A 21,744-nucleotide genomic window follows, 5' to 3' on the forward strand; every position below is an offset into this window, starting at 1 on the left:
AGATATGAGAGGCGCCGACACGACATGTTGAATCGTTTTGCCATGGTGGCCGCTGCTTGCACCCTGGTCCCGCTGAGCGTCGCTCCGTTCGCTCTGGCGGACCCGCCGCCGCCTCCGCCGGCGGAGCCGGTCGCCGACGCAGGACCACCGCCTGACACCGGAGCCGTGCCGTCGGGGCCTCCAGGCATCGCTCACACAACCGACGGGCGCACGTTGACCGTGGTCGCGAAAGACGAGACGCAGCTGCCGGTGGCGCCCCTGACGACGTCGTTGGCATCACGTGACTGGCTGGTGGGCGCCACCTTCACCGGGACAGGAATGGGCTCAGCGAAAGGCGGCACGCTCGAGGTCGGCTACCAGATCGGTTGCGCCATCGAAATGGACAAGGTGAAGCTGAACGGCAGCATCGGCATCGGCGGCAGTAACTCACTCGCCACCAGTGGTCTGACTTCGGGAATCAACTTCCCCATTCAGGGTCAGATCGAAATCGAGCCCAGGCCCGGCACCGTGACGAGCGTTCCCGTGGACAAAAAGGAATTCAAGGGCAACTCGACCCGAGTCACGGTGAGGGATGTCCACATCAAGATCGACAACTGCGTTGGAGCGTCATCGCTGCGCTCTTATGCGATATTGACCAGCTCCAACGGTGACACCGACGACGTGGTCGCGTACTACGGCGTCGCCAAGGTCTTCTGAGGCGAGATGGCCCGGACAAGACGAAGCACCAGGTCGGCGGCTCTTGCGGCGGTGAGTCTGCTCGCCGTAGGCGGTGCGGTCGCGTCGTCGGCTACCGCCGCTGCCGATCCACCACCGCCGCCGCCACCTGCACCGGCTGAGCCGCCGCCCGCGCCCAACGCCGCACCGGTCGGCCTGCTGCCGCCACCAGGAGTGCTCCAAGGGTTTCTACCGAACGGTGCGATGGCACCCGGGTCGGGCTATGACTTCCTGCTCGGCCAGGCACCCGTCCCCACGGTCGCCAGCGGTACACCCGACCAGCCTGCGCAGCCACTTCTAGTGGACCAGAACGCAATTCAAGCGCTGCGGCCCATCAACTTCGGGCTGACCGGACAGGGGCAGGAATCGCTCTACAGCTATACGCCCGCCGCGCCCGACGCGCCGCCCGGTGGTCTTCTCGACAACATCAGGGGAGCGCGCGGCCTCTTCCACTATCCGATGGGCAAGCTCGACCCGTCTCAGCTAGGCGAGCCGCTTCCCGGCACCGCACCGCCCCCGGGGACCAACATTCCATTGGGGCTGAACTGGCCCGAGCCACCGCCTGCTCCAGAGGCTGCGCCGCCATCGGCTCCACCGCCCGGCGGCTGATCACAGAGCACTATCGGATCACGGCTTCCTTTGTGGCGGAGTGGATTTCGCTCTCTGGGGGACCGTCACGTTCGGCCACGAGGAACCACGTACGCATGACGCCTTTGCCTTTGACCTGCACCTCGCCGCGCGGCTCGAACACGAACGTGTCTTTGAGACGCTCGTAAACCTCTTGCGGCACTTGAATACGGCCCAGGACGCCGGTGGACTCCATCCGCGATGCGACATTCACCGCGTCGCCCCACACGTCGTAGAAGAAGCGGCGGGTCCCCACCACGCCGGCCACCACCGGACCGACGCCCATGCCGATCCGCATCGGAACGGATTGTCCTGCTTCGTCTTTGAGATCGGCGATGGTGCCGGCGATTTTCAGCGCCAGGCATGCCAGCGCTTCGAGGTGGTCAGGCCGCGGTTCGGGCACCCCGCTGACCACCATGTAGCAGTCGCCGCTGGTCTTGATCTTCTCGAGCCCGTGCTGCTCGACCAGACGGTCGAATTCGGTGTAGAGCACGTTGAGGAATTCGACCAGGTCCGCGGGGGTCGACCGGCTGGCCCGCTCTGTGTAGCCGGCGATGTCGGCGAACAGGACCGAGGCGTCGTCGTACTTGTCGGCGATGATCGTGGTGGCCGGGTTCTTCAGCCGCGTCGCGATGCTCTCGGGCAGGATGTTGGCCAGCAATTGTTCCGAGCGTTCGTATTCTTCTTCCATCGCTGCTTCAGCGCGCCCGATCTCCCGCAGCGCGTACCAGACTGTGGCGACAGCCATCACGCACGCGGACACCACCGAGGTGACGAAGCCCGCCGGCAGGGCCCAGGGTGCTTGCAGTCCCGTGTCGGCGGGGACGGTGAACTGCAGCGCGATCACGATGCCCGCGCCGATCGCGACGATGACGCATGCGAGCACGATGTGCTCGATTCCGAGCACCAGCACCGCGACGGTGGCCGCGACGAGGAAGTAGAACTGCAAGCCGGCACCCGTGCCGACATTCCAGATCAGCACCGAGAGCACCACGTACGACGTCAGGGTCAGCGTGAGCTGCGATACCACCAGGCCGTATCGATGCAGCAGCGGGATCGCGAGGAAGATGACCCCGGCCACGACGTTGATCATCGCCACGCGCCAGATCCCGTTCTCGGTCACAAGCTGAACCACCGCGAAGCCGATGGTGACGACCGCTGCGATGGTGGTGGTGATGTTGATGACTTTGCGGCTGCGCGCTTCGCGGTCGGCATAGTGCCGGCTACGCGCCGTGGCTTGGGGCCGAAGGTGCATCGGGGGACCGCAGAAGGTCCGGGTGGGGCCTGCTGCCGCGTCGTCGACCTCGGCGGCCATCCTGACAGCTTATCGGGCGACGCCCGCGACGGCGGGTCTCCGCAGAGATCGACGGCTATCCGATGGCGCCGGCGGGTTCACCGCCGTCCTGCAGGCCAGGGTCGGTGTCGACGTCCACCGGCATCGTCGGGCCGGAATCCAGACCCGTGCTGCCCGCAGGCTGGCCCATGCCGGGCCCGCTGGCGACGTCAGGTTCGGTTTGCGGACCGGTCGACAGCCCGGTGCTGCCGGCGGGGTCGCCGGGATTGCATTCACTGGAGGTGGCCTCGACACAGTCGACCGGGTCGACGGGTTCGTTGACGAACACGCCGAGGTGACGTGCCGAAGTGTCGGTGATCGCGGGGCTTGCCCCGGCGGCTGGTGCGACGGCGAGCGTAATCGCCAGTGCAATACTGCCGAAGGCGGCCGAGGCGATCGTCGCTGCTTTGGTGTTCATGTGCAATCCCTTCGTGATTGCTGTCCATCTTGAGGTCAACGGGACCGCGATCTGACGACTTTGGCGAAATTGTCGGGTAAGCAAGTGCGGCCAGGCTCCGCGCGAATTGTCCTCTGGCCGTGCGCAACCAGCGTGGGCCATGCGAAAGGCGTTGAGAGTCAATCGAATTCGCAACAGCGCACGAGAAATCAGTGTCACCCTCGAGCGGCGATGCTGCGCCGGGAGTGCCCTCGGTGGGATTCGAACCCACACTGTCTGGGTTTTGAGTCCAGTTCCTCTGCCAGTTGGGATACGAGGGCGCAGCACCTCACGATAGCGATGCTCGCACAGGCTCCTCCACTTCGGTGCCCGCCTCGACTGACGCCGACGGTGACGGACGTCGGCTGCCGTAGGCGATGATCCCGATCGCGAGGACGCCGAGCAGCATCAGCATTTCGCGCAGCAGCCAGCCGACGACCGCCTCGATGAGCGAGGCGTCGACCAGCCAGTCCTGCCCGACTTCGGGGGTGGCGAAGACCGTCACCAGCGTGCCGCCGATGACTACTGCACGGGCGCACCAGCCGCGGTGGAACCAGATGAACACGGCGGCCGGTACGAGGTACACCCAGTGGTGCACCCAGCTGATCGGAGAGATCAGCGTCGCTGTCATGCCGATGACCAGGCCGCCGGCCAGCAGGCCCGAATGAGCCGTGGCTCGTCGGGCCAACAGCAGCCCACCCACGGCGGCGACGGCCGTCAGGATCAGCGCCAGCGGCCGCGTCCAGTCACCCACGGCCGCGAGCAGGCCCTGGATCGAGTTGTTGCCCGACGTGGCGAACTTGGTGCCCAGCGCCACCTTGTCCGTCAGGTGCCACAGGCCGTGGGTGAAGAACGCGATGCTCAGCGAGGGCCGGGCAAGGAACGCCAGGACGAAGGCGCCCGCGCAGCTGGCCAGGCTCCACCAGAACATCCGCCACCGCCTGGCCGCGGCGAGATAGATGATGAACAGCCCCGGCGTCAGCTTGATCGCAGCGGCCAGTCCGATCAGCACTCCTCGGGGTATGAGGCGTCCGAGCGCGGTGTCGTCGCGTCGGGTGAGATCGGCCACCACCAGCAGCATCAAGAGGATATTGATCTGGCCGAAGAAGAAGTGCGCGTACACCATGATCGTGGCGCACGCGGCCGATGCGATGCCGAACACGGCGATCCAGCGGTACCGCAGCTGCGACGGCGTCACCATCGCGATCACCGCCACCAGCGCCAGCATCGACGCGATGCTCCACGCCCACAGCCCGACTTCTTGGCTGCCGAGGTTCGTGGGCCACAGCACCAGCGCGCCGAACGGCGTGTACGTGAACGGCAGGCCCTCGTCGGCGATGTGCTGGCCGTGCAGGTTGCCGGCGTACAGGTCGACACCCCGCCATGCCGCTGCCGAGCCATAGCGGTAGACCGCCCAGTCCACCGGGTAGACGTCACGGATTCGCTCGTAGATCCACGTTGCCGCCACTGCCATCAGCACCGCCGCGACGACGACCCAGGGCTGCGCAGCTGACCGCAGCAACCGGGCATTCACACAGCGGATGGTACCCACGTTGCATGTCGCAACCCCCCGGTCGCCGCGCCGCGTGTGCCACGACACAATGGCATCCATGACCGGGTCATCGTCGGAGCCACGAGCGACGAACACAACGCCGCGCCGCGTACTCGTGGCCGAAGACGAGGCCCTCATCCGGCTCGACTTGGCCGAGATGCTCAAGGAAGAGGGCTATGAGGTCGTCGGGCAAGCCGGCGACGGGCAAGAAGCGGTGGAGCTTGCCGATTCGCTGCGGCCCGACCTGGTGATCATGGACGTCAAGATGCCCCGCCGCGACGGCATCGACGCGGCCCGGGAAATCGCGCAGAAGCGGATTGCGCCGATCGTGGTGCTGACTGCGTTCAGTCAGCGAGAGCTCGTCGAGCGTGCTCGGGACGCCGGCGCGATGGCCTACCTGGTCAAGCCGTTCTCGGCGACCGACCTCGTTCCGGCCATCGAGGTCGCCGTCAGCCGGTTCAACGAGATCGCCGAGCTGGAGCGGGAGGTGGCGAGCCTCTCGGATCGATTGGAAACCCGCAAACTCGTCGAACGTGCCAAAGGCCTGCTACAGAGCAAGCAGGGGATGACCGAGCCGGAGGCGTTCCGCTGGATCCAGCGGGCCGCGATGGACCGCCGGACCACGATGAAGCGGGTGGCCGAAGTGGTGCTGGAGACGCTCGGCGAGCCCCCACCGGAAGCGAAGGACGCCTCGTCGGCCAGCTGACGGCTCGGACAACACCGCGCACGGCAGCAAGGTGTTGGCTATGGTTCTATCCCAACGTTCTAGACGTTCTAGCCATCGCATGCTGACCTGGAGGTGACACGTGCGCGGTCGCGCGACGCGGAGTGCTTGGGTGATCGGTGCTGTCGGGCTGCTGGTCGTCGGCATGGCCGGCTGTACCCAGTCGAAAGACGAGAGCAGCGGCACGAACCTCAAGATCGTCGAGCAGGTGCCAATCGACGACAACGGTAAGCAGATCAAGCCGCCGGACACCTCCGCCGCTGCGGATCCCGCCGGCACCGGAAAGGCCACCTGCCCGACGGTCAGCATCGCGATGGCAGGAGCGCTCAACGGCCCCGACGCCGCGCTCGGCATCAACATCAGAGACGGTGTGCAGCTGGCCGTCGACAAGCACAACGCTGCCAACCCCGGCTGCCAGGTTCAGCTCAAGCCGTTCGACACCGAAGGCGATCCGCAGAAAGCGACCGCGATCGCTCCGCAGATCGTCGACGACGCGAGCATCATCGGGTTGATCGGCCCGGCCTTCTCCGGTGAGACCAAAGCCACGGGCGGTGTCTTCAACCAGGCCGGCCTGGTGGCCGCGACCGCGTCGGCGACCAACGTCACGCTGTCCCAGAACGGCTGGAAGACGTTCTTCCGTGGCCTGGGCAACGACGGCGCGCAGGGCCGCGCAGTCGCCAACTATCTGAAGAACACGCTCAACAACAAGAAGGTGTGTGTCGTCGACGACAGCACCGATTACGGCGTCGGCCTGGCCAATGTGGTGCGGCAGACCCTCGGGCCGGTCGCCGACAGCGCCTGCAACATCTCGGTGAAGAAGGGCGACAAGGACTTTTCCGCCGCGGTCACCCAGGTGAAGAACGCCAGCCCGGATGCGCTGTTCTACAGCGGCTACTACGCCGAAGCCGCTCCGTTCGTGCAGCAATTGCGCGACGGCGGCGTCGCCGCAACGTTCGTATCCGCCGACGGCACAAAGGATCCGGAGTTCGTCAAGCAGGCCGGCAGCGCATCGAAGGATGCGATCCTGTCATGCCCCTGCAGCCCCGCCCCGCCTGCCTTCGCCGACGAGTACACCAAGAAGTTCAACCAGGCGCCCGGCACGTACAGCACCGAGGGATACGACCTGGCCACCATCCTGCTCAAGGGCATCGACTCGGGCGCCGTCACGCGTCCGCAGCTGCTCGATTACGTCCGCACGTACAACGGCCCCGGCGTCGCGCGCCAATACCAGTGGGATCCGACAGGTGAACTGACCAACACACTGATCTGGATCTACAAGGTTCAGTAGCCGCACAGGGCGAGATGCGCGTCCGAGACCCGACAACGGCGACTCGGACGCGTTCTCGTAATCGAGGAGCCGCCACCGGATGATCGACGATTGCCTCGGCCAGTGCGCCGTGTACGCCGCCAACATCACGTTCAATCTGGACGGTCTGCGGCACGGCTTCGGGCAGTTGACAATTGACGGCCTGGCCTGGGGCGCAATCTATGCATTGGTGGCGGTCGGCTACACGCTGGTGTTCGGTGTGCTGCGGCTGATCAACTTCGCGCATTCCGAGATCTTCATGCTCGGCATGTTCGGCTCCTACTTCGCGCTCGACATGATTCTCGGCTTCGCCCCGAGCGGCAACGCATACGGCAAGGGAATCGCGCTGACGGTGCTGTATCTCGGGATCGCGATGATTGTCGCGATGGCCGTATCCGGTTCGGCTGCAATCGGTTTGGAAGCAGTGGCATACCGGCCGCTGCGCCGGCGAAACGCCCGCCCGCTCACCTTCCTGATCACCGCGATCGGTATGTCGTTCGTGCTGCAGGAATTCGTGCACTTCGTGCTGCCGCAGTTGCTGAAGGGCTACGGCGGCAGCAACGCCCAGCAGCCGATCATCCTGGTGGTGCCCAAGATTCAGTTCAGGGTGTTCGGGGCCAACATCTCGAACATCACTCTGGTGGTCATTGCCGCCGCGCTGATCTTCGCGGCGCTTACCGACGTGGCGATCAATCGGACGAAATTCGGTCGTGGCATCCGCGCGGTGGCCCAAGATCCCACGACGGCCACTCTGATGGGCGTGTCGCGAGAACGCACCATCATGACCACATTCCTCATCGGTGGCCTGCTGGCCGGCGCAGCGGCGCTGCTGTACGCGCTGAAGGTGCCGCAGGGAATCATCTACTCGGGCGGCTTCCTGCTCGGTATCAAAGCCTTCTCTGCCGCCGTGCTGGGCGGCATCGGCAATCTGCGAGGCGCACTGCTGGGCGGTCTGCTGCTGGGAGTCATGGAGAACTACGGGCAGGCCGTCTTCGGAACCCAGTGGCGTGACGTCGTGGCGTTCGTGCTGCTGGTGTTGGTGCTGCTGGTCCGTCCGACGGGGATACTGGGCGAAAGTCTCGGGAAGGCACGGGTATGAGCTGGACCCAGCGGCTCAGCCGCCCCGGCGACGCGCTGCGCCAGTGGTGGAACGGACTGAGCCGATACGCGAAATGGGTTGTCGGCGTTGGCTGTTTCGTGCTGGTCGCATTGTTGCCGCTCCACACGCCCGGCTTCCTGGACACTCCGGGCATCAGCTTCGGCGGGGTGATGGCGCAGTTCGCGATGGTGGCGCTGATCGCGATCGGACTCAACGTGGTGGTCGGCCAGGCGGGTCTGCTCGATCTTGGCTACGTCGGGTTCTACGCCGTCGGTGCCTACACCGTCGCTCTGCTCACCAGTCCGGACAGCCCATGGAACAAGATGGGGCCCACTGGCTTCTTCAGCACCGACTGGGCGTGGCTGTCATGTGTGCCGATCGCAATCTGCGTCACCGCATTCGCGGGACTGGTCCTCGGCACACCGACGCTGCGGCTGCGCGGCGACTATCTGGCGATCGTCACGCTCGGCTTCGGTGAGATCATCCGGCTGCTCGCGGACAATCTGCAGGACATCACCAACGGATCGCGCGGCCTCAACCAGATCGCGTACCCGCGGCTGGGGGAGCGCGACAACGTGCCGCAAGGCGTGTTCTCCAGCGGCAATTCGGGCGGCGACGCCAACTACGGCACCTGGTGGTTCTGGCTGGGGCTGGTGTTGGTGGCGGTGGTGCTGCTGGTGGTCGGGAACCTGGAGCGAAGCAGGGTGGGACGGGCCTGGGTGGCGATCCGGGAAGACGAAGATGCCGCAGAGGTCATGGGCGTCAACACCTTTCGCTTCAAGCTGTGGGCGTTCGTCATCGGCGCCGGCATCGGCGGGCTGTCCGGTGCGCTCTACGCCGGCCAGGTGCAGTACGTGGCACCCACCAACTTCAACATCATCAACTCGATGCTCTTTCTGTGCGCGGTCGTGCTCGGCGGTCAAGGCAACAAACTGGGCGTCATATTCGGCGCGTTCGTGATCGTCTACCTGCCCAACCGATTGCTCGGCGTGCACTTCCTCGGCATCAATCTCGGTGACCTGAAGTACTTGTTCTTCGGGCTCGCACTGGTGGTGCTGATGATCTTCCGCCCGCAGGGCCTCTTCCCGGTGCGTCAGCAGCTGCTGGCATACGGCAAGTCAGCGCGCGAGTTGCTGCGGCGCAGTGAGTCCCCCGTATGAGCGTCGATGAGGTCGCCGGGCTGCACCGTGAGGTGCATGCGGCTGAGGGCGAAACTCTCCTGGAGACACGAGATCTCACGGTCCGCTTCGGTGGTCTGGTGGCGCTCGACGCGGTGAGCTTCAGCATCCGGCGCGGCGAGATCCTCGGGCTCATCGGGCCAAACGGTGCCGGCAAGACGACGTGCTTCAACGCGATCACCGGCGTGTATCGGCCCAGCGCGGGCACGGTGATCTTCGACGGCGCGCCGCTGGGTCGCATCAAACGCCACCAGATCACTCGCCGCGGCATCGCCCGTACGTTCCAGAACATCAGGCTCTGGGGCGAGATGACGGCCCTGGAGAACGTCGTCGTGGGCACTGATGCACGTCACAAGACCTCGGTGCCTGGTGCGGTTTTTCGTGGCCCACGCCATCGCCGCGAGGAGAGCGATGCGATCGAACGCGCCGCCGCGCTTCTGAAATTCGTCGGAATCGCGTCGCGCGGCGAGGAAAAGGCCAAAAATCTGCCCTATGGCGACCAACGGCGGCTAGAAATTGCCCGGGCGCTGGCCACCGAACCGAAGCTGCTGTGCCTCGACGAGCCGGCAGCCGGATTCAACCCCGCCGAGAAGGCGGCACTGATCGAGTTGATCAACAAGATTCGCGACGACGGATATACCGTGCTGCTCATCGAGCACGACATGCGACTGGTGATGGGTGTCACCGACCGGATCGTGGTGCTGGAGTTCGGCCGCAAAATCGCCGAGGGCGTTCCATCGGCGATCCGTGACGACCCGGCGGTGATTGCCGCCTATCTGGGAGTGCCGGATGACGACATCCGATAACAGCGCGGCGTTGCTCGAATTGCGCGACGTCGTCGTGCATTACGGCCGGATCGAGGCGCTGCACGGCGTGTCGTTACAGGTGCGGGAGGGTGAGCTGGTCACGCTCTTGGGTTCCAATGGCGCCGGCAAGACCACCACCATGCGAGCGATCTCCGGTCTGCGGCCGCTGACTCGCGGCTCCATCTGGTTCGAAGGCCGCGACATCTCCCGGGTGAAGGCCCATCAGCGGGTCGTCGACGGGCTGATCCAGGCGCCCGAGGGCCGCGGTGTGTTCCCGGGGATGTCCGTCGTCGAGAACCTCGAAATGGGCTGCTACGGTAGGACTTTCCGGTCACGAGCCGAGCACCGGGCGAAACTCGAGTGGATCTTCGAGACGTTCCCCCGGTTGGCGGAACGGCGTCAGCAGGTGGGCGGCACACTGTCCGGCGGCGAACAGCAGATGCTCGCCATCGCGCGAGCTCTGATGGCCAGGCCAAAGGTGCTGCTGTTGGACGAACCGTCGATGGGCCTGGCGCCCATGATGATTCAGCAGATCTTCCGGATCATTTCCGAGATCAACTCCCAAGGCACCACGGTGCTGCTGGTCGAGCAGAATGCCCAGCAAGCCTTGAGCCGTTCGGACCGCGCCTACATCCTCGAGACCGGGACCATCACGCGCGAAGGGCAGGCGCAGCAGCTCCTCAACGACGACAGCATCCGGGCCGCCTACCTCGGCGTTGCCTGACGTGCGATGCGCGCAGGACGACAAGGCGCGTTGCGAGCCGCAGCCGCAACGGCCGCACCGTCACAGCGTCGAGCCGGCCGTGGTCGGCTGACTCGGTGGGGCAACAGACCGGCCGGCGGCTGACCGGCGCCGCAGCCACCATCCCAAGCCGGCCAGCCCGGCCGCCGCAACCACGACCAGCGTGGGCCAGAACGCCGCTTCGAGCAGCCAAAGTCGTCGCTGAGCCTTGAACACGCGGCGCTGTGCCTCGCGCAGCCTGGCTATAGCTGTCATGGTCGTCCTTTTCGAGAAGCGGTGAGCGATCCACACCGGTTCTACCCGAGCGACAGCGGTACAAACGTCGCAGCACGACGAGATCGACCAAGCTCTATAGGAGCGGTCAGCGCGCGACGATCACCGACGACCCGTGACCGAACAGGCCTTGATTGGCCGTGATGCCGACGGCTGCATTCTCGACTTGACGCCCTGTAGCCTGCCCGCGCAGTTGCCAATTCAATTCGCACACTTGGGCAATGGCCTGCGCTGGTATGGCTTCTCCGAAGCACGCCAGTCCGCCGGATGGATTCACCGGCACGCGGCCGCCGATCGTCGTCGCCCCGGTGCGCAGCAGCGACTCGGCCTCCCCCTTCTCGCACAGTCCCAGGTGTTCGTACCAGTCAAGTTCCAAGGCGGTCGAGAGATCGTAGACCTCGGCCAAGCTGACGTCCTCTGGCCCGATGCCCGCCTCCTCGTACGCCGCGTCGATGATCTGGTCCTTGAACACCCGATCCGGAGCAGGCACGACCGCGGTGGAATCCGTTGCAATGTCGGGCAATTCGGGCAGATGCTGCGGATACCGCGGGGTGACGGTGCTGACCGCCCGCACCGACGGCACTCCCTCCAGCGAGCCGAGATGCTTGCGGGCGAACTCGGCGCTGGCCACCACCAGCGCGGCGGCGCCGTCGGATGTCGCGCAAATATCCAGCTGCCGCAACGGATCTGCCACCACCGGGCTGGCGAGCACGTCGTCCACCGACGTCTCCTTGCGGTAGCGGGCGTACGGGTTCTGCACGCCGTGCCTGGCGTTCTTGACCTTGACCTGAGCGAAGTCCTCGGAGGTGGCGCCGTAGAGGTCCATTCGCCTGCGAGCGAGCAAGGCGAAGTACACGGGGTTCATCGCCCCGATGAGGTGGAAGCGCTGCCAGTCCGGGTCGTTTCTGCGCTCCCCGCCGACCGGCGCGAACGCGCCCTTGGGCGTGGTGTCTGCACCGACAACCAGCGCGACATCGCAGAAGCCCGCGAGAATCTGCGCGCGAGCACTCTGGAGGGCTTGCGAACCGCTAGCGCAGGCGGCGTAGTTCGAACTCACGGGCACGCCGTTCCAGCCGAGCTTCTGCGCGAACGTCGAGCCGGCGATGAAGCCGGGGTAGCCGTTGCGGATGGTGTCGGCGCCCGCGACGAATTGGATCTGCCGCCAATCCAGACCCGCCTCGGCCAACGCCGAACGCGCAGCGACGACGCCGTACTCGGTGAAGTCGCGGCCCCATTTGCCCCACGGGTGCATGCCGGCGCCGAGTATGTAAAGCGGTTCTGGGCTCATTGCGCAATCCTCCACGCGTGCACCACGCGCTCGACGCCGTCGTCGTCGACGAACAGGGGCATGGTGGTCAGTTCCATCTCCATGCCGACTTTCAAGTCAGCGGCCAACGTGCCCTCGACGACCTTCGCCAGGACGATCATTCCCTCGTCGGCGAGCTCCACTGCGGCAATGGCGAACGGCTCGAACGGATCTGGCGCCGGGTAGGGCGCCGGCGGTGGGTACCGGTTTTCGGTGTAGCTCCACAATGTGCCGCGGCGGGACAGCGGAACCTGCGCGAGCTCGTCGCCGTCACAGCCGGGATTGGGGCAGTTGTTGGCACGCGGCGGAAAGACGTAGGTGCCGCACTGGTGGCACTTCGAACCGATCAGGTACGGCGCACCTAATCCATCGGTGGCGAACCAGCCGTCGATCGCCGGTTGGGTGGATGTCGACACGTCGGTTAGCGTACCGACCACGACCCCAAAACTGAAACGTGTTCCAGTTTGGGCTCATCAGCTAGCGTCACCGGCTCCGATGAGAATCCGCTCCAGCTCGTCGGGACAATCGCGCATGAGGTTGTGGCCCCCGTCGAGGGGGTGAGTGTTCCACCGCGGATCGCTGCGCACCTGCTCGTAGGTCGCGCGGAACGGTGACTCGCCTTCCCACCCCTGTGCGAACACGTAATCGCGCCGCCGGAACCTGTTCAGGTCGCCGCGCAGCACGATCGGCTGGAGAAGAGAGGCCAGCGGGTGCGCCGTCGCCCGCTCGTCGAAGAATGGCAGCGGCGGAACGCCGTACCCCGTCTCGTCCACTCCGATGTACCACTCGCGCTGCTCGTCGGTGGTCAATGTCCAGCACGAATCGCCATGGCGGGGAACGAATGCGTCGATGTAAACCAGCGAATCAACGATCTGTGGCAGCTGATCGGCGACGCCGGTCATCACCATTCCGCCGTAGCTGTGCCCCACAAGGACGGCATCGCGCACTTGCTCAACGACGAGCGCCGACACCACGTCGCGGATATGGGTGTCCAGGTTCACGCCGGAATGCAGCAGGTGCGCGCGTTCGGAGACACCGGTCAACGTGTACGCCAAGACCCGGTGACCCCGGGAGCGCAGCCTTGCCGCGAGATCGTCGAAGCACCAAGCGCCGTGGCACGCACCGGGGATCAACACGAAGGTGGACATGGCCTCTTTATGCCACAGCGGTTGTGTGTCGGCGCGGCTGCCTAGAGTGATTCCGTGAGCCCCGCCAAGTCAGCGTCCCCTTCCGCCCCGCCTGCCGGAGCCGATACCGCGGCCAAGCCCACATTGATGCTGTTGGACGGCAATTCGCTGGCGTTTCGCGCGTTCTATGCGCTGCCGGCGGAGAACTTCAAGACCCAGGGCGGACTGACCACGAACGCGGTGTATGGGTTCACCGCGATGTTGATCAACCTGTTGCGCGACGAGACGCCCACCCATGTCGCCGCCGCGTTCGACGTGTCCCGGCAGACGTTCCGCGCCGACAAGTTCCCGGAATACAAAGCCAATCGGACGTCCACGCCTGACGAGTTCCGCGGTCAGATCGAGATCACAAAGGAGGTGCTCAACGCACTCGGCATCACGGTGCTCGCGGAACCGGGGTACGAGGCCGACGACGTCATCGCCACGTTGGCCACCCAGGCCGAGGAAGCCGGCTTCCGGGTGCTGGTGGTTACCGGGGATCGCGATTCCTTGCAACTCGTCAGTGACAACGTGACCGTGCTCTATCCCAGGAAAGGCGTCAGCGAACTCACCCGCTTCACGCCCGAAGCAGTGGTCGAGAAGTACGGGCTCACTCCCCAGCAGTATCCCGACTACGCGGCCCTGCGCGGCGATCCCAGCGACAACCTGCCCGGTATCCCCGGCGTGGGGGAGAAGACGGCCGCGAAGTGGATCGCCGAATACGGTTCCCTGCAGGCACTCGTCGACAACGTCGACTCGGTACGCGGCAAGGTCGGAGATGCTTTGCGCGCCAACCTATCTCATGTCGTACTCAATCGCGAACTCACCGACCTGGTGAAGGACGTGCCGCTGGCGCAGACGCCCGACATGCTGCGCATGCAGCCGTGGGACCGCGACCACATCCACCGGCTGTTCGACGACCTCGAATTCCGGGTCCTGCGCGACAGGCTGTTCGACACGCTCGCCGCAGTCGAGCCGGAAGTCGACGAGGGGTTCGACGTTCGTGGCGGCGCCCTGGCACCCGGTGAGGTTGCCGAGTGGCTGGCCGAGCACGCGTCCGATGGCCGCCGCGCAGGCGTATCCGTGGTCGGTCCGCACGTCGTGTGTGACGGTGACGCCACGTCGGTGGCCATCGCGGCACCCGACGGTGACTCCGGCTACATCGACACCGCGACGATGACCGCGGACGACGAAAACGCACTGGGTCGGTGGCTGGCCGACGAGAGCCAGCCGAAGGCCCTGCATGAGGCCAAGTGGGCGATGCACGACCTCGCCGCCCGCGGCTGGGATCTGCGCGGAGTCACGTCTGATACCGCGCTTGCGGCGTATCTGGTGCGGCCGGGGCAGCGCAGCTTCACCCTCGAGGACCTGTCGCTGCGGTATCTGCGCCGTGAACTGCGCGCCGACAACCCGGAGCAAGCGCAGCTGTCACTGCTCGACGACAGCGACGGCGTCGACGACCAGGCAGTACAGGCGCAAATACTGCGGGCCAGGGCGGTGGTGGACCTTGCCGAGGCTCTCGACGCGGAGCTGGAGCGCATGGAGTGCTCGTCGCTTCTCGGCGACATGGAATTGCCCGTGCAACGCGTGCTCGCCGAGATGGAAAAAGCCGGTATCGCGGTCGACCTCGACCAGCTGACCGACCTGCAGCGGCAGTTCGCCGACCAGATTCGCGATGCGGCGGAGGCCGCGTATGCGGTGATCGGCAAGCAGATCAACCTAGGTTCGCCCAAACAGCTGCAGGTGGTGCTGTTCGACGAGCTGCAGATGCCGAAGACCAAGCGCACCAAGACGGGCTACACCACGGATGCCGACGCGCTGCAGTCTCTCTACGAGAAGACGGGGCACCCGTTCCTGCAGCATCTGTTGGCGCACCGCGACGTGACGCGGCTCAAGGTCACCGTCGACGGGCTGCTGAATTCGGTCGCCGCCGACGGGCGAATTCACACCACCTTCAACCAGACCATCGCGGCCACCGGCCGGCTCTCGTCGACGGAGCCCAACCTGCAGAACATCCCCATCCGCACCGACGCGGGCCGGCAGATCCGCGACGCATTCGTGGTCGGCCGAGGCTATGACGAGCTGATGACGGCCGACTACAGCCAGATCGAAATGCGGATCATGGCGCACCTGTCGCACGATGAGGGCCTGATCGAGGCGTTCCGAACGGGTGAAGACCTGCACTCGTTCGTGGCCTCGCGCGCGTTCGGCGTGCCGATCGACGAGGTCACCGCCGACTTACGGCGCCGCGTGAAGGCGATGTCGTACGGGCTGGCGTACGGGTTGAGTGCCTACGGGCTCGCACAGCAGCTCAAGATCTCCACCGAAGAAGCCAAGGAGCAGATGGAGCAGTACTTCGCTCGCTTCGGCGGCGTGCGCGACTACCTGCACGAGGTGGTCGATCAGGCTCGGAAGGACGGTTACACCTCGACGGTGCTGGGTCGTCGTCGCTATCTACCCGAACTGGACAGCAGCAATCGCCAGGTCCGGGAGGCGGCGGAGCGGGCGGCGCTCAACGCCCCGATCCAGGGCAGCGCCGCCGACATCATCAAGGTCGCCATGATCAACGTCGATACGGCCCTCAAAGACGCCGGCCTCAAGTCGAGAATGCTGTTGCAGGTGCACGACGAACTGCTGCTCGAGGTCGCGCCCGGGGAGCGTGAGGCGCTCGAGAAGTTGGTGCGCGAGAAGATGGGCAGTGCTTATCCGCTCGATGTGCCGCTGGAAGTGTCCGTGGGATATGGCCGCAGCTGGGACGCGGCGGCGCACTAACTGTTCACGCCCGCCCGCTGCCGGAGGCGGGCCATCCCGCGCATGATCCACGGCGTCCGCCTCGCCATCAGTTCCAGGGCGCGGTCTGACCGACGCATGGTGGTTCGTGGCCCGGGAGTTGGTGTCGAAGCAAGTTTCGCCTCGACGGATCCCGCGTGCGAGCCTTCCTTGTTCACCGCAAGAAGCTCCCAGATGCCGGGCACCCCACGGAGTTCGACACTGCCACGCTCCTGGAAACTCGTGCCCGAGCCAACAACCAGGTCACGTACGGTTCGGGACACGAGTACTTCGCCGGCGCCGGCGTGCCCGAGAATCCGCGCTGCGATGTGGACTGCGATCCCGCCGATGTCACCGTCGAGAAGTTCGCATTCACCGGTATGAATGCCGGCGCGGATCTGGATGCCCAAAGTTTCGGCGTCGGCCCGCAATGCCTCGGCACAGCGGATGGCTTGCGTGGGGCCGTCGAAGGTGGCTAGGTGACCGTCGCCGGTACTCTTCACCACCATTCCGTTGAACCGTTGCGTCAGTTGGGCAGTGATCTCGCCGAAGCGGTGCAGCACCGCGCGCCACCGTTCGTCACCGGTGGCCGCGGCGTGCTGCGTCGATGCGACGATGTCGGTGAAGAGCACGGTGCGCAGCGCCCGTTGGGATTGCGGGGGCGCCGCATGGGTACCGGTGACGAATTCTTCGATCTCGGTTGCGATCAGGTCGGGGTGGCTCAGCCATGGCACGTGATCCGTGCCGTCCACCTCGAGTAATCGTGCACCAGGAATGTGGTCGGCGATATAGCGGCCGCCCTGAACCGGGACGAAATCGCCTGTGGCATGAATCACGAGCGTCGGTGCGCTGATCGTGGGCAGAATCGATCGCACGTCCATCCGGCATACCGCTTCCACCGTCGCGCGCGCCATTCCCGGGCTCGCGCTCATCCGTTCCAGCATTGCGAGTTGACGCTGCGAGGCGACCGACGGAACCAGAACCTGCAGGGCCGCGCCTGTACCCCACTGTGAGCGTGCGGCACGGGCGAAATCAAGCCACTTCGCTATCTGGTCTGTCGACGGCGTGTACTTTTCGCCCAGTTCGCGAACCAAGCGGGGCCGTATCTCGGCTGGGTCGCGTTCGACGTCGTTCCACTCGTCGAAGAAACCGATGAACGACGTTGTGCCAGTGAGGATCAACGCTTGCGTGCGTTCGGGTCGCGTGGCCGCAAACAAGATGCTCGCCGGGCCACCCTCGCTGATGCCGAAGAGGATCGCCTTCTCGAAGCCAGCAGCGTCCATCACGGCCTCGATCTCGGCGGCTCGGTCATCGAGCGTGCGGACTCGCGGGACGGGGTCCGAAAGGCCAACGCCTGCCTTGTCGAACAAGACAATGCGGCAGAACGTGGAGAGCCGCTCCATGAACGATTCGAATTCGGGCATCGTCCAGAACAGCTCGACGTGACTCACGAACGACCCGGCGTACACCAGTTCGGCAGGCCCGTCGCCGAACACCTGATACGCCAGGCTGAGATCGCCGCATTGCGCGTAGGCCGTTTCCGGCACGGTGCTGAGCGTAGCCTTGCCGGACGATCGAAATCGTGTCTTGAGCGTGCCGAGCGTGAAACAACGGCGGAAATTCGGCGGCCATTTCTTCGCGCTTACCGCACGCTCGGCGCCGGAAACGGCGACGCTCGGCGCGATGCCGGGCTAACCGGTCGGCACCCGGTAGCCGGCCAGCCGCTGCAGGATCGGCGCGGCGGCCCGGGCCGCGTAGACGCCGTACGCCTCTTCGGTCTGCAGCGCGAACACCCTCGGGTCGCCGTAGCCTCGCTCGATGCGGTCTCGGACGAACGCCAGCTCGACCACTTGTGCCGCGAAGTTCTTGACCGCTTTTCCGGCGTTCGGTCCGCCCAGCCGGGTTGCCTCCGCGATCGCCAGTTTGCGACTGCGAATCGAACCCAGCCAGGTGGCCTCGTTCGGCGTCACCAGACCCGCCGACACCATCCCGGGCAGCTTGGCGGCTACCACACGCTGCTCGCGGCGCCGGCTGGCAACTGCCAGCGCCACCGCGAACACGAAGATGGGCATCATCCACAAGAGGTAGACGCCGAAGTACGCCTGCGCGCTCAGCAGCGCGGACCCGTTCCACATGCCGTGCATGACCACGGCACCGATGTAGCCGAGCAGCAGCGACCCGGCCTTGGCTGCTGCGCTGCGCTGCTGGAGCGCGAAATACAGCCCGAGCGCTAAGAACGACGTGAACAGCGGATGGGCGAACGGGCCCATGACCAAGCGCATCGCTGCCGTCGTCAGTGTGCCGGCAAGCGATTCACCGTTCGCGATATAGAGGATGTCCTCGAGCCACGCGAAACCGGCCGCGGTGAGCCCCGCGTACACCAGGCAATCGGTCAACGAGTTGAGCTCGTTGCGCCGCACGCCGGTCATCATCAGCAGTAGAAAAAGGCCTTTCGCCGCCTCCTCGATCAGCGGGCCGCCAATTGCGACGGATGCGGCGCTGACATCTTCACCGCGATGGACCAGGGAGTCGAAGTACAGCTCCAGCACGACCGACAAGACGACGGCGATCGACGCGCCCCAGACGAAGGCGAACACGAGCAGCCTCGGCGGCTCCGGCTCCCACCGGTCCAGCCACAGGTAGGCGAGCACGACGCCGGCCATGGCCAGCGTGGAGAGCACAAAGCCGATCGCGGTCCCGGCAGGATTGAGCGCAGTCAGCAGAATGACGATCAACCCGGCGACGGTGCCCAGCGCGATGAGCAGCCCGAGCGGCGCGCCGACCTTGCGGATGCGCCGCTGAAACGGTGGAGCCGGGGGCGGACCCACGGTCGGCGGCCGGTGCGGCATCTCGGGTTGCGACACGACAGCAGGGTAGCGGCCACGGCCGACGAAGTCTGTCGGCTCTTGAGCGCGAGCGCTCATTGCAGTTTGTCCAGGATGTGCACAGTCGAGTAACCTCGGCAGATGGCTCGCGGCCTGTTCGCGAGCGCATAACGACACCGGCGCGCGCCGGGTCATCGAACTGTCCCTACGACCGAACCTGTCCGGAGCAACCCAACAACATGCCAAGTCCCTCCGTCGCCTCGCCCCAAGTAGCCGTCAACGACATCGGCTCGAGCGAGGACTTTCTCGCCGCCATCGACAAAACAATCAAATACTTCAACGATGGCGACATCGTGGAAGGGACGATCGTCAAGGTTGACCGTGACGAAGTCCTGCTCGACATCGGCTACAAGACCGAAGGTGTCATCCCGTCCCGCGAGCTGTCCATCAAGCACGACGTCGACCCCAATGAGGTCGTCAAGGTCGGCGACAAGGTCGAGGCTCTTGTTCTCACCAAGGAGGACAAGGAAGGCCGGCTCATCCTGTCCAAGAAGCGCGCACAGTACGAGCGCGCCTGGGGCACGATCGAAGCGCTCAAGGAGAAGGACGAGGCCGTCAAGGGCACCGTCATCGAGGTGGTCAAAGGTGGCCTGATCCTCGACATCGGATTGCGCGGCTTCCTGCCCGCTTCACTGGTCGAGATGCGGCGCGTCCGTGACCTGCAGCCCTACATCGGCAAGGAGCTCGAGGCCAAGATCATCGAGCTGGACAAGAACCGCAACAACGTGGTGCTCTCCCGCCGCGCCTGGCTGGAGCAGACCCAGTCCGAGGTGCGCAGCGAGTTCCTCAACCAGCTTCAGAAGGGCGCGATCCGCAAGGGCGTCGTCAGCTCGATCGTCAACTTCGGCGCGTTCGTCGACCTTGGCGGCGTCGACGGTCTGGTGCACGTCTCCGAGCTGTCCTGGAAGCACATCGACCACCCGTCCGAGGTGGTTCAGGTGGGCGACGAGGTGACCGTCGAGGTCCTCGACGTCGATATGGATCGCGAGCGGGTTTCGTTGTCGCTCAAGGCAACTCAAGAAGACCCGTGGCGTCACTTCGCCCGTACCCACGCGATCGGCCAGATCGTCCCCGGCAAGGTCACCAAGCTGGTGCCGTTCGGTGCGTTCGTCCGCGTCGAAGAGGGCATCGAGGGCCTGGTGCACATCTCCGAGCTGGCCGAGCGTCACGTCGAGGTGCCCGACCAGGTGGTTCAGGTCGGCGACGACGCGATGGTGAAGGTCATCGACATCGACCTGGAGCGCCGCCGCATCTCGCTTTCCCTCAAGCAGGCCAACGAGGACTACACCGAAGAGTTCGACCCGAGCAAGTACGGGATGGCCGACAGCTACGACGAGCAGGGCAACTACATCTTCCCCGAGGGCTTCGACCCCGAGACCAACGAATGGCTCGAAGGCTTCGAGAAGCAGCGCGCCGAGTGGGAGGCCCGCTACGCCGAGGCGGAGCGCCGGCACAAGATGCACACCGCGCAGATGGAGAAGTTCGCCGCTGCCGAGGCGGCCGCTGCCGAAAGGCCGGCCGGCAACGGTTCCGGGCGGTCCGACGAGTCGCAGTCCGGCGGTTCGCTGGCCAGCGACGAGCAGTTGGCCGCGCTGCGGGAGAAACTCGCCGGCAACGCCTAGCGCTCAATGCTTCGGATCGGGCTGACCGGCGGCATCGGCGCCGGAAAGTCCACGGTTTCAGCGGTTTTCGCAGAATGCGGCGGCATCATCGTCGACGGCGACGTGATCGCGCGGGAAGTCGTCGAACCCGGCACCGAAGGGTTGGCCAAACTCGTCGAGGCGTTCGGTGACGACATCCTGCTTCCCGACGGCGCACTGGATCGTCCAGCGTTGGCAGCAAAGGCTTTTCGCGACGAGAAAGCGCGCGCAACGCTGAACGGGATCGTGCATCCGCTGGTGGGGCGACGACGCGCCGAGATCATTGCCGCGGTCTCAGACGACGACGTGGTGGTCGAGGACATCCCGCTGCTGGTGGAAAGCGGCATGGCGCCGTTGTTCCCGCTCGTTGTCATCGTGCACGCCGAGGTCGAAGAGCGCGTGAGGCGGCTGATCAAACGCGGCATGGCCGAGGACGACGCGCGCGCCCGCATCGCCGCGCAGGCCACCGAGGAGCAACGGCGGGCCGTCGCCGACGTGTGGTTGGACAATTCCGGATCCGAGGACGACCTCGTGCAGCGCGCTCGGCAGCTGTGGCACCAGCGCATCGTGCCGTTCGCGCACAACCTTCGGACGGGCCGGGTCGCCGCGGCGCCCGCGGTGTTGGTGCCCGCCGATCCGACATGGCCTGCGCAGGCTCGCCGGATCGTCGAGCGGCTGAAGACCGCGTGCGGGCACAACGCCGTCCGCATCGACCACATCGGGTCGACAGCCGTACCCGGGATGGACGCCAAGGACGTGATCGACGTGCAAGTGACCGTCGCGTCGCTGGCGGTCGCCGACGAGATCGCCGACGCGCTCGCTCAGGCCGGGTACCCCCGCATCGACGCGATCACCGCAGACGTCGCCAAGCCCGACGCTCGCAGTACCGTGGGCGAATTCGACCACGCCGACGATCCGGCCTTGTGGGAGAAGCGGTTTCACGCCTCGGCGGATCCGGGGCGGCCCACGCACGTGCATGTGCGTGTGAACGGCTGGCCGAACCAGCAGTTCGCGCTGCTGTTCACCGAGTGGCTGCGGGCACATCCAGACGTGCAGGCCGATTACCTCGCCGCCAAGCGTGCTGCGCAGGGTGCACCGGAATGCGCCGATGCGAAAGAGCCATGGTTGCTCGACGCCTACCGACGGGCATGGGAGTGGGCTGACGCGACGGGCTGGCGGCCCTGACCA

Annotated in this window: 20 protein-coding genes and 1 tRNA gene; 11 read left to right on the forward strand and 10 right to left on the reverse strand. The window is 65.7% G+C overall.

Going from position 1 to position 21,744, the window contains the following annotated elements:
* The first annotated feature begins 24 nt into the window (after nucleotides 1–24).
* Together AC5Y4C_RS18025 and AC5Y4C_RS18030 are read left to right on the forward strand one after the other, a co-directional pair.
* Nucleotides 25–696 (forward strand): MspA family porin, encoded by a 672-nt coding sequence (locus AC5Y4C_RS18025; protein WP_499910001.1) that lies wholly within the window; start codon nucleotides 25–27, stop codon nucleotides 694–696.
* Nucleotides 697–747: 51 nt separating this feature from the next.
* Nucleotides 748–1,323 (forward strand): hypothetical protein, encoded by a 576-nt coding sequence (locus AC5Y4C_RS18030; protein ID WP_499964034.1) that lies wholly within the window; start codon nucleotides 748–750, stop codon nucleotides 1,321–1,323.
* Between the two features lie 10 nt (nucleotides 1,324–1,333).
* Here the strand turns inward: AC5Y4C_RS18030 and AC5Y4C_RS18035 are convergent, their stop codons facing one another.
* The 4 genes from AC5Y4C_RS18035 to AC5Y4C_RS18050 all read right to left on the reverse strand — a co-directional run bounded on the left by AC5Y4C_RS18035 (nucleotide 1,334) and on the right by AC5Y4C_RS18050 (nucleotide 4,644).
* Nucleotides 1,334–2,656, reverse strand: a complete 1,323-nt coding sequence (locus tag AC5Y4C_RS18035; protein ID WP_499948935.1) for an adenylate/guanylate cyclase domain-containing protein — start codon at nucleotides 2,654–2,656, stop codon at nucleotides 1,334–1,336.
* Nucleotides 2,657–2,711: 55 nt separating this feature from the next.
* Nucleotides 2,712–3,092, reverse strand: a complete 381-nt coding sequence (locus AC5Y4C_RS18040) for a hypothetical protein (RefSeq protein WP_499964032.1) — start codon at nucleotides 3,090–3,092, stop codon at nucleotides 2,712–2,714.
* A 225-nt stretch (nucleotides 3,093–3,317) separates the two neighbouring features.
* Nucleotides 3,318–3,391, reverse strand: a tRNA-Leu gene (locus AC5Y4C_RS18045).
* 8 nt (nucleotides 3,392–3,399) lie between these two features.
* Nucleotides 3,400–4,644, reverse strand: a complete 1,245-nt coding sequence (locus AC5Y4C_RS18050) for a glycosyltransferase family 87 protein (RefSeq protein WP_499964030.1) — start codon at nucleotides 4,642–4,644, stop codon at nucleotides 3,400–3,402.
* A gap of 76 nt (nucleotides 4,645–4,720) precedes the next feature.
* Between AC5Y4C_RS18050 and AC5Y4C_RS18055 the strand changes: the two genes are divergently transcribed.
* From AC5Y4C_RS18055 to AC5Y4C_RS18080, 6 genes are all read left to right on the forward strand, one after another.
* Complete coding sequence (locus AC5Y4C_RS18055; protein ID WP_499964028.1) at nucleotides 4,721–5,368, forward strand: ANTAR domain-containing response regulator; 648 nt, start codon at nucleotides 4,721–4,723, stop codon at nucleotides 5,366–5,368.
* Between the two features lie 100 nt (nucleotides 5,369–5,468).
* Entirely contained in the window at nucleotides 5,469–6,674 is a 1,206-nt protein-coding gene (locus AC5Y4C_RS18060) for a branched-chain amino acid ABC transporter substrate-binding protein (protein WP_499910015.1), read from the forward strand.
* Nucleotides 6,675–6,753: 79 nt separating this feature from the next.
* Nucleotides 6,754–7,791 (forward strand): branched-chain amino acid ABC transporter permease, encoded by a 1,038-nt coding sequence (locus AC5Y4C_RS18065; RefSeq protein WP_499964026.1) that lies wholly within the window; start codon nucleotides 6,754–6,756, stop codon nucleotides 7,789–7,791.
* Nucleotides 7,788–8,951, forward strand: coding sequence for a branched-chain amino acid ABC transporter permease (locus tag AC5Y4C_RS18070; protein WP_499964024.1), 1,164 nt, complete (start codon nucleotides 7,788–7,790; stop codon nucleotides 8,949–8,951). The genes AC5Y4C_RS18065 and AC5Y4C_RS18070 overlap by 4 nt, the downstream gene beginning before the upstream one ends.
* Nucleotides 8,948–9,775: an ABC transporter ATP-binding protein gene (locus AC5Y4C_RS18075; RefSeq protein ID WP_499948948.1), complete on the forward strand. Its 828-nt coding sequence runs from the start codon at nucleotides 8,948–8,950 to the stop codon at nucleotides 9,773–9,775. Before AC5Y4C_RS18070 ends, AC5Y4C_RS18075 begins: the two co-directional genes overlap by 4 nt.
* Nucleotides 9,759–10,499 carry an ABC transporter ATP-binding protein gene (locus AC5Y4C_RS18080; RefSeq protein WP_499948950.1) on the forward strand — a complete coding sequence of 247 codons (741 nt, stop codon included), beginning with the start codon at nucleotides 9,759–9,761 and terminating at the stop codon, nucleotides 10,497–10,499. Before AC5Y4C_RS18075 ends, AC5Y4C_RS18080 begins: the two co-directional genes overlap by 17 nt.
* A gap of 60 nt (nucleotides 10,500–10,559) precedes the next feature.
* On the opposite strand, the gene AC5Y4C_RS18085 is transcribed toward AC5Y4C_RS18080, so the two are convergent.
* The 4 genes from AC5Y4C_RS18085 to AC5Y4C_RS18100 all read right to left on the reverse strand — a co-directional run bounded on the left by AC5Y4C_RS18085 (nucleotide 10,560) and on the right by AC5Y4C_RS18100 (nucleotide 13,244).
* Nucleotides 10,560–10,772 carry a hypothetical protein gene (locus tag AC5Y4C_RS18085; RefSeq protein WP_499948954.1) on the reverse strand — a complete coding sequence of 71 codons (213 nt, stop codon included), beginning with the start codon at nucleotides 10,770–10,772 and terminating at the stop codon, nucleotides 10,560–10,562.
* A gap of 106 nt (nucleotides 10,773–10,878) precedes the next feature.
* Nucleotides 10,879–12,078 (reverse strand): lipid-transfer protein, encoded by a 1,200-nt coding sequence (locus tag AC5Y4C_RS18090; protein ID WP_499910026.1) that lies wholly within the window; start codon nucleotides 12,076–12,078, stop codon nucleotides 10,879–10,881.
* On the reverse strand, nucleotides 12,075–12,512 hold the full coding sequence (locus AC5Y4C_RS18095; protein WP_499964022.1) for a Zn-ribbon domain-containing OB-fold protein: 438 nt from the start codon (nucleotides 12,510–12,512) through the stop codon (nucleotides 12,075–12,077). The genes AC5Y4C_RS18090 and AC5Y4C_RS18095 overlap by 4 nt, the downstream gene beginning before the upstream one ends.
* Nucleotides 12,513–12,569: 57 nt before the next feature.
* A complete protein-coding gene (locus tag AC5Y4C_RS18100; protein ID WP_499910030.1) occupies nucleotides 12,570–13,244 on the reverse strand; it encodes an alpha/beta fold hydrolase in 675 nt (224 codons plus the stop codon).
* 126 nt (nucleotides 13,245–13,370) lie between these two features.
* Between AC5Y4C_RS18100 and polA the strand changes: the two genes are divergently transcribed.
* Nucleotides 13,371–16,034 carry a DNA polymerase I gene (polA, locus tag AC5Y4C_RS18105; protein ID WP_499910123.1) on the forward strand — a complete coding sequence of 888 codons (2,664 nt, stop codon included), beginning with the start codon at nucleotides 13,371–13,373 and terminating at the stop codon, nucleotides 16,032–16,034.
* On the opposite strand, the gene AC5Y4C_RS18110 is transcribed toward polA, so the two are convergent.
* Together AC5Y4C_RS18110 and AC5Y4C_RS18115 are read right to left on the reverse strand one after the other, a co-directional pair.
* Nucleotides 16,031–17,578, reverse strand: a complete 1,548-nt coding sequence (locus AC5Y4C_RS18110; RefSeq protein ID WP_499910032.1) for an adenylate/guanylate cyclase domain-containing protein — start codon at nucleotides 17,576–17,578, stop codon at nucleotides 16,031–16,033. The two genes, polA and AC5Y4C_RS18110, sit on opposite strands and share 4 nt — an antisense overlap.
* A 144-nt stretch (nucleotides 17,579–17,722) precedes the next feature.
* Nucleotides 17,723–18,880 (reverse strand): PrsW family intramembrane metalloprotease, encoded by a 1,158-nt coding sequence (locus AC5Y4C_RS18115; protein ID WP_499910125.1) that lies wholly within the window; start codon nucleotides 18,878–18,880, stop codon nucleotides 17,723–17,725.
* A gap of 215 nt (nucleotides 18,881–19,095) precedes the next feature.
* Here AC5Y4C_RS18115 and rpsA point away from each other — a divergent pair, with 215 nt between their 5' ends.
* Nucleotides 19,096–20,538 carry a 30S ribosomal protein S1 gene (gene rpsA, locus AC5Y4C_RS18120; RefSeq protein WP_499910034.1) on the forward strand — a complete coding sequence of 481 codons (1,443 nt, stop codon included), beginning with the start codon at nucleotides 19,096–19,098 and terminating at the stop codon, nucleotides 20,536–20,538.
* A gap of 6 nt (nucleotides 20,539–20,544) precedes the next feature.
* Entirely contained in the window at nucleotides 20,545–21,741 is a 1,197-nt protein-coding gene (coaE, locus tag AC5Y4C_RS18125) for a dephospho-CoA kinase (protein WP_499964021.1), read from the forward strand.
* Nucleotides 21,742–21,744: the final 3 nt, after the last annotated feature.

The sequence above is a fragment of the Mycobacterium sp. NGS35 genome, from assembly GCF_059812855.1.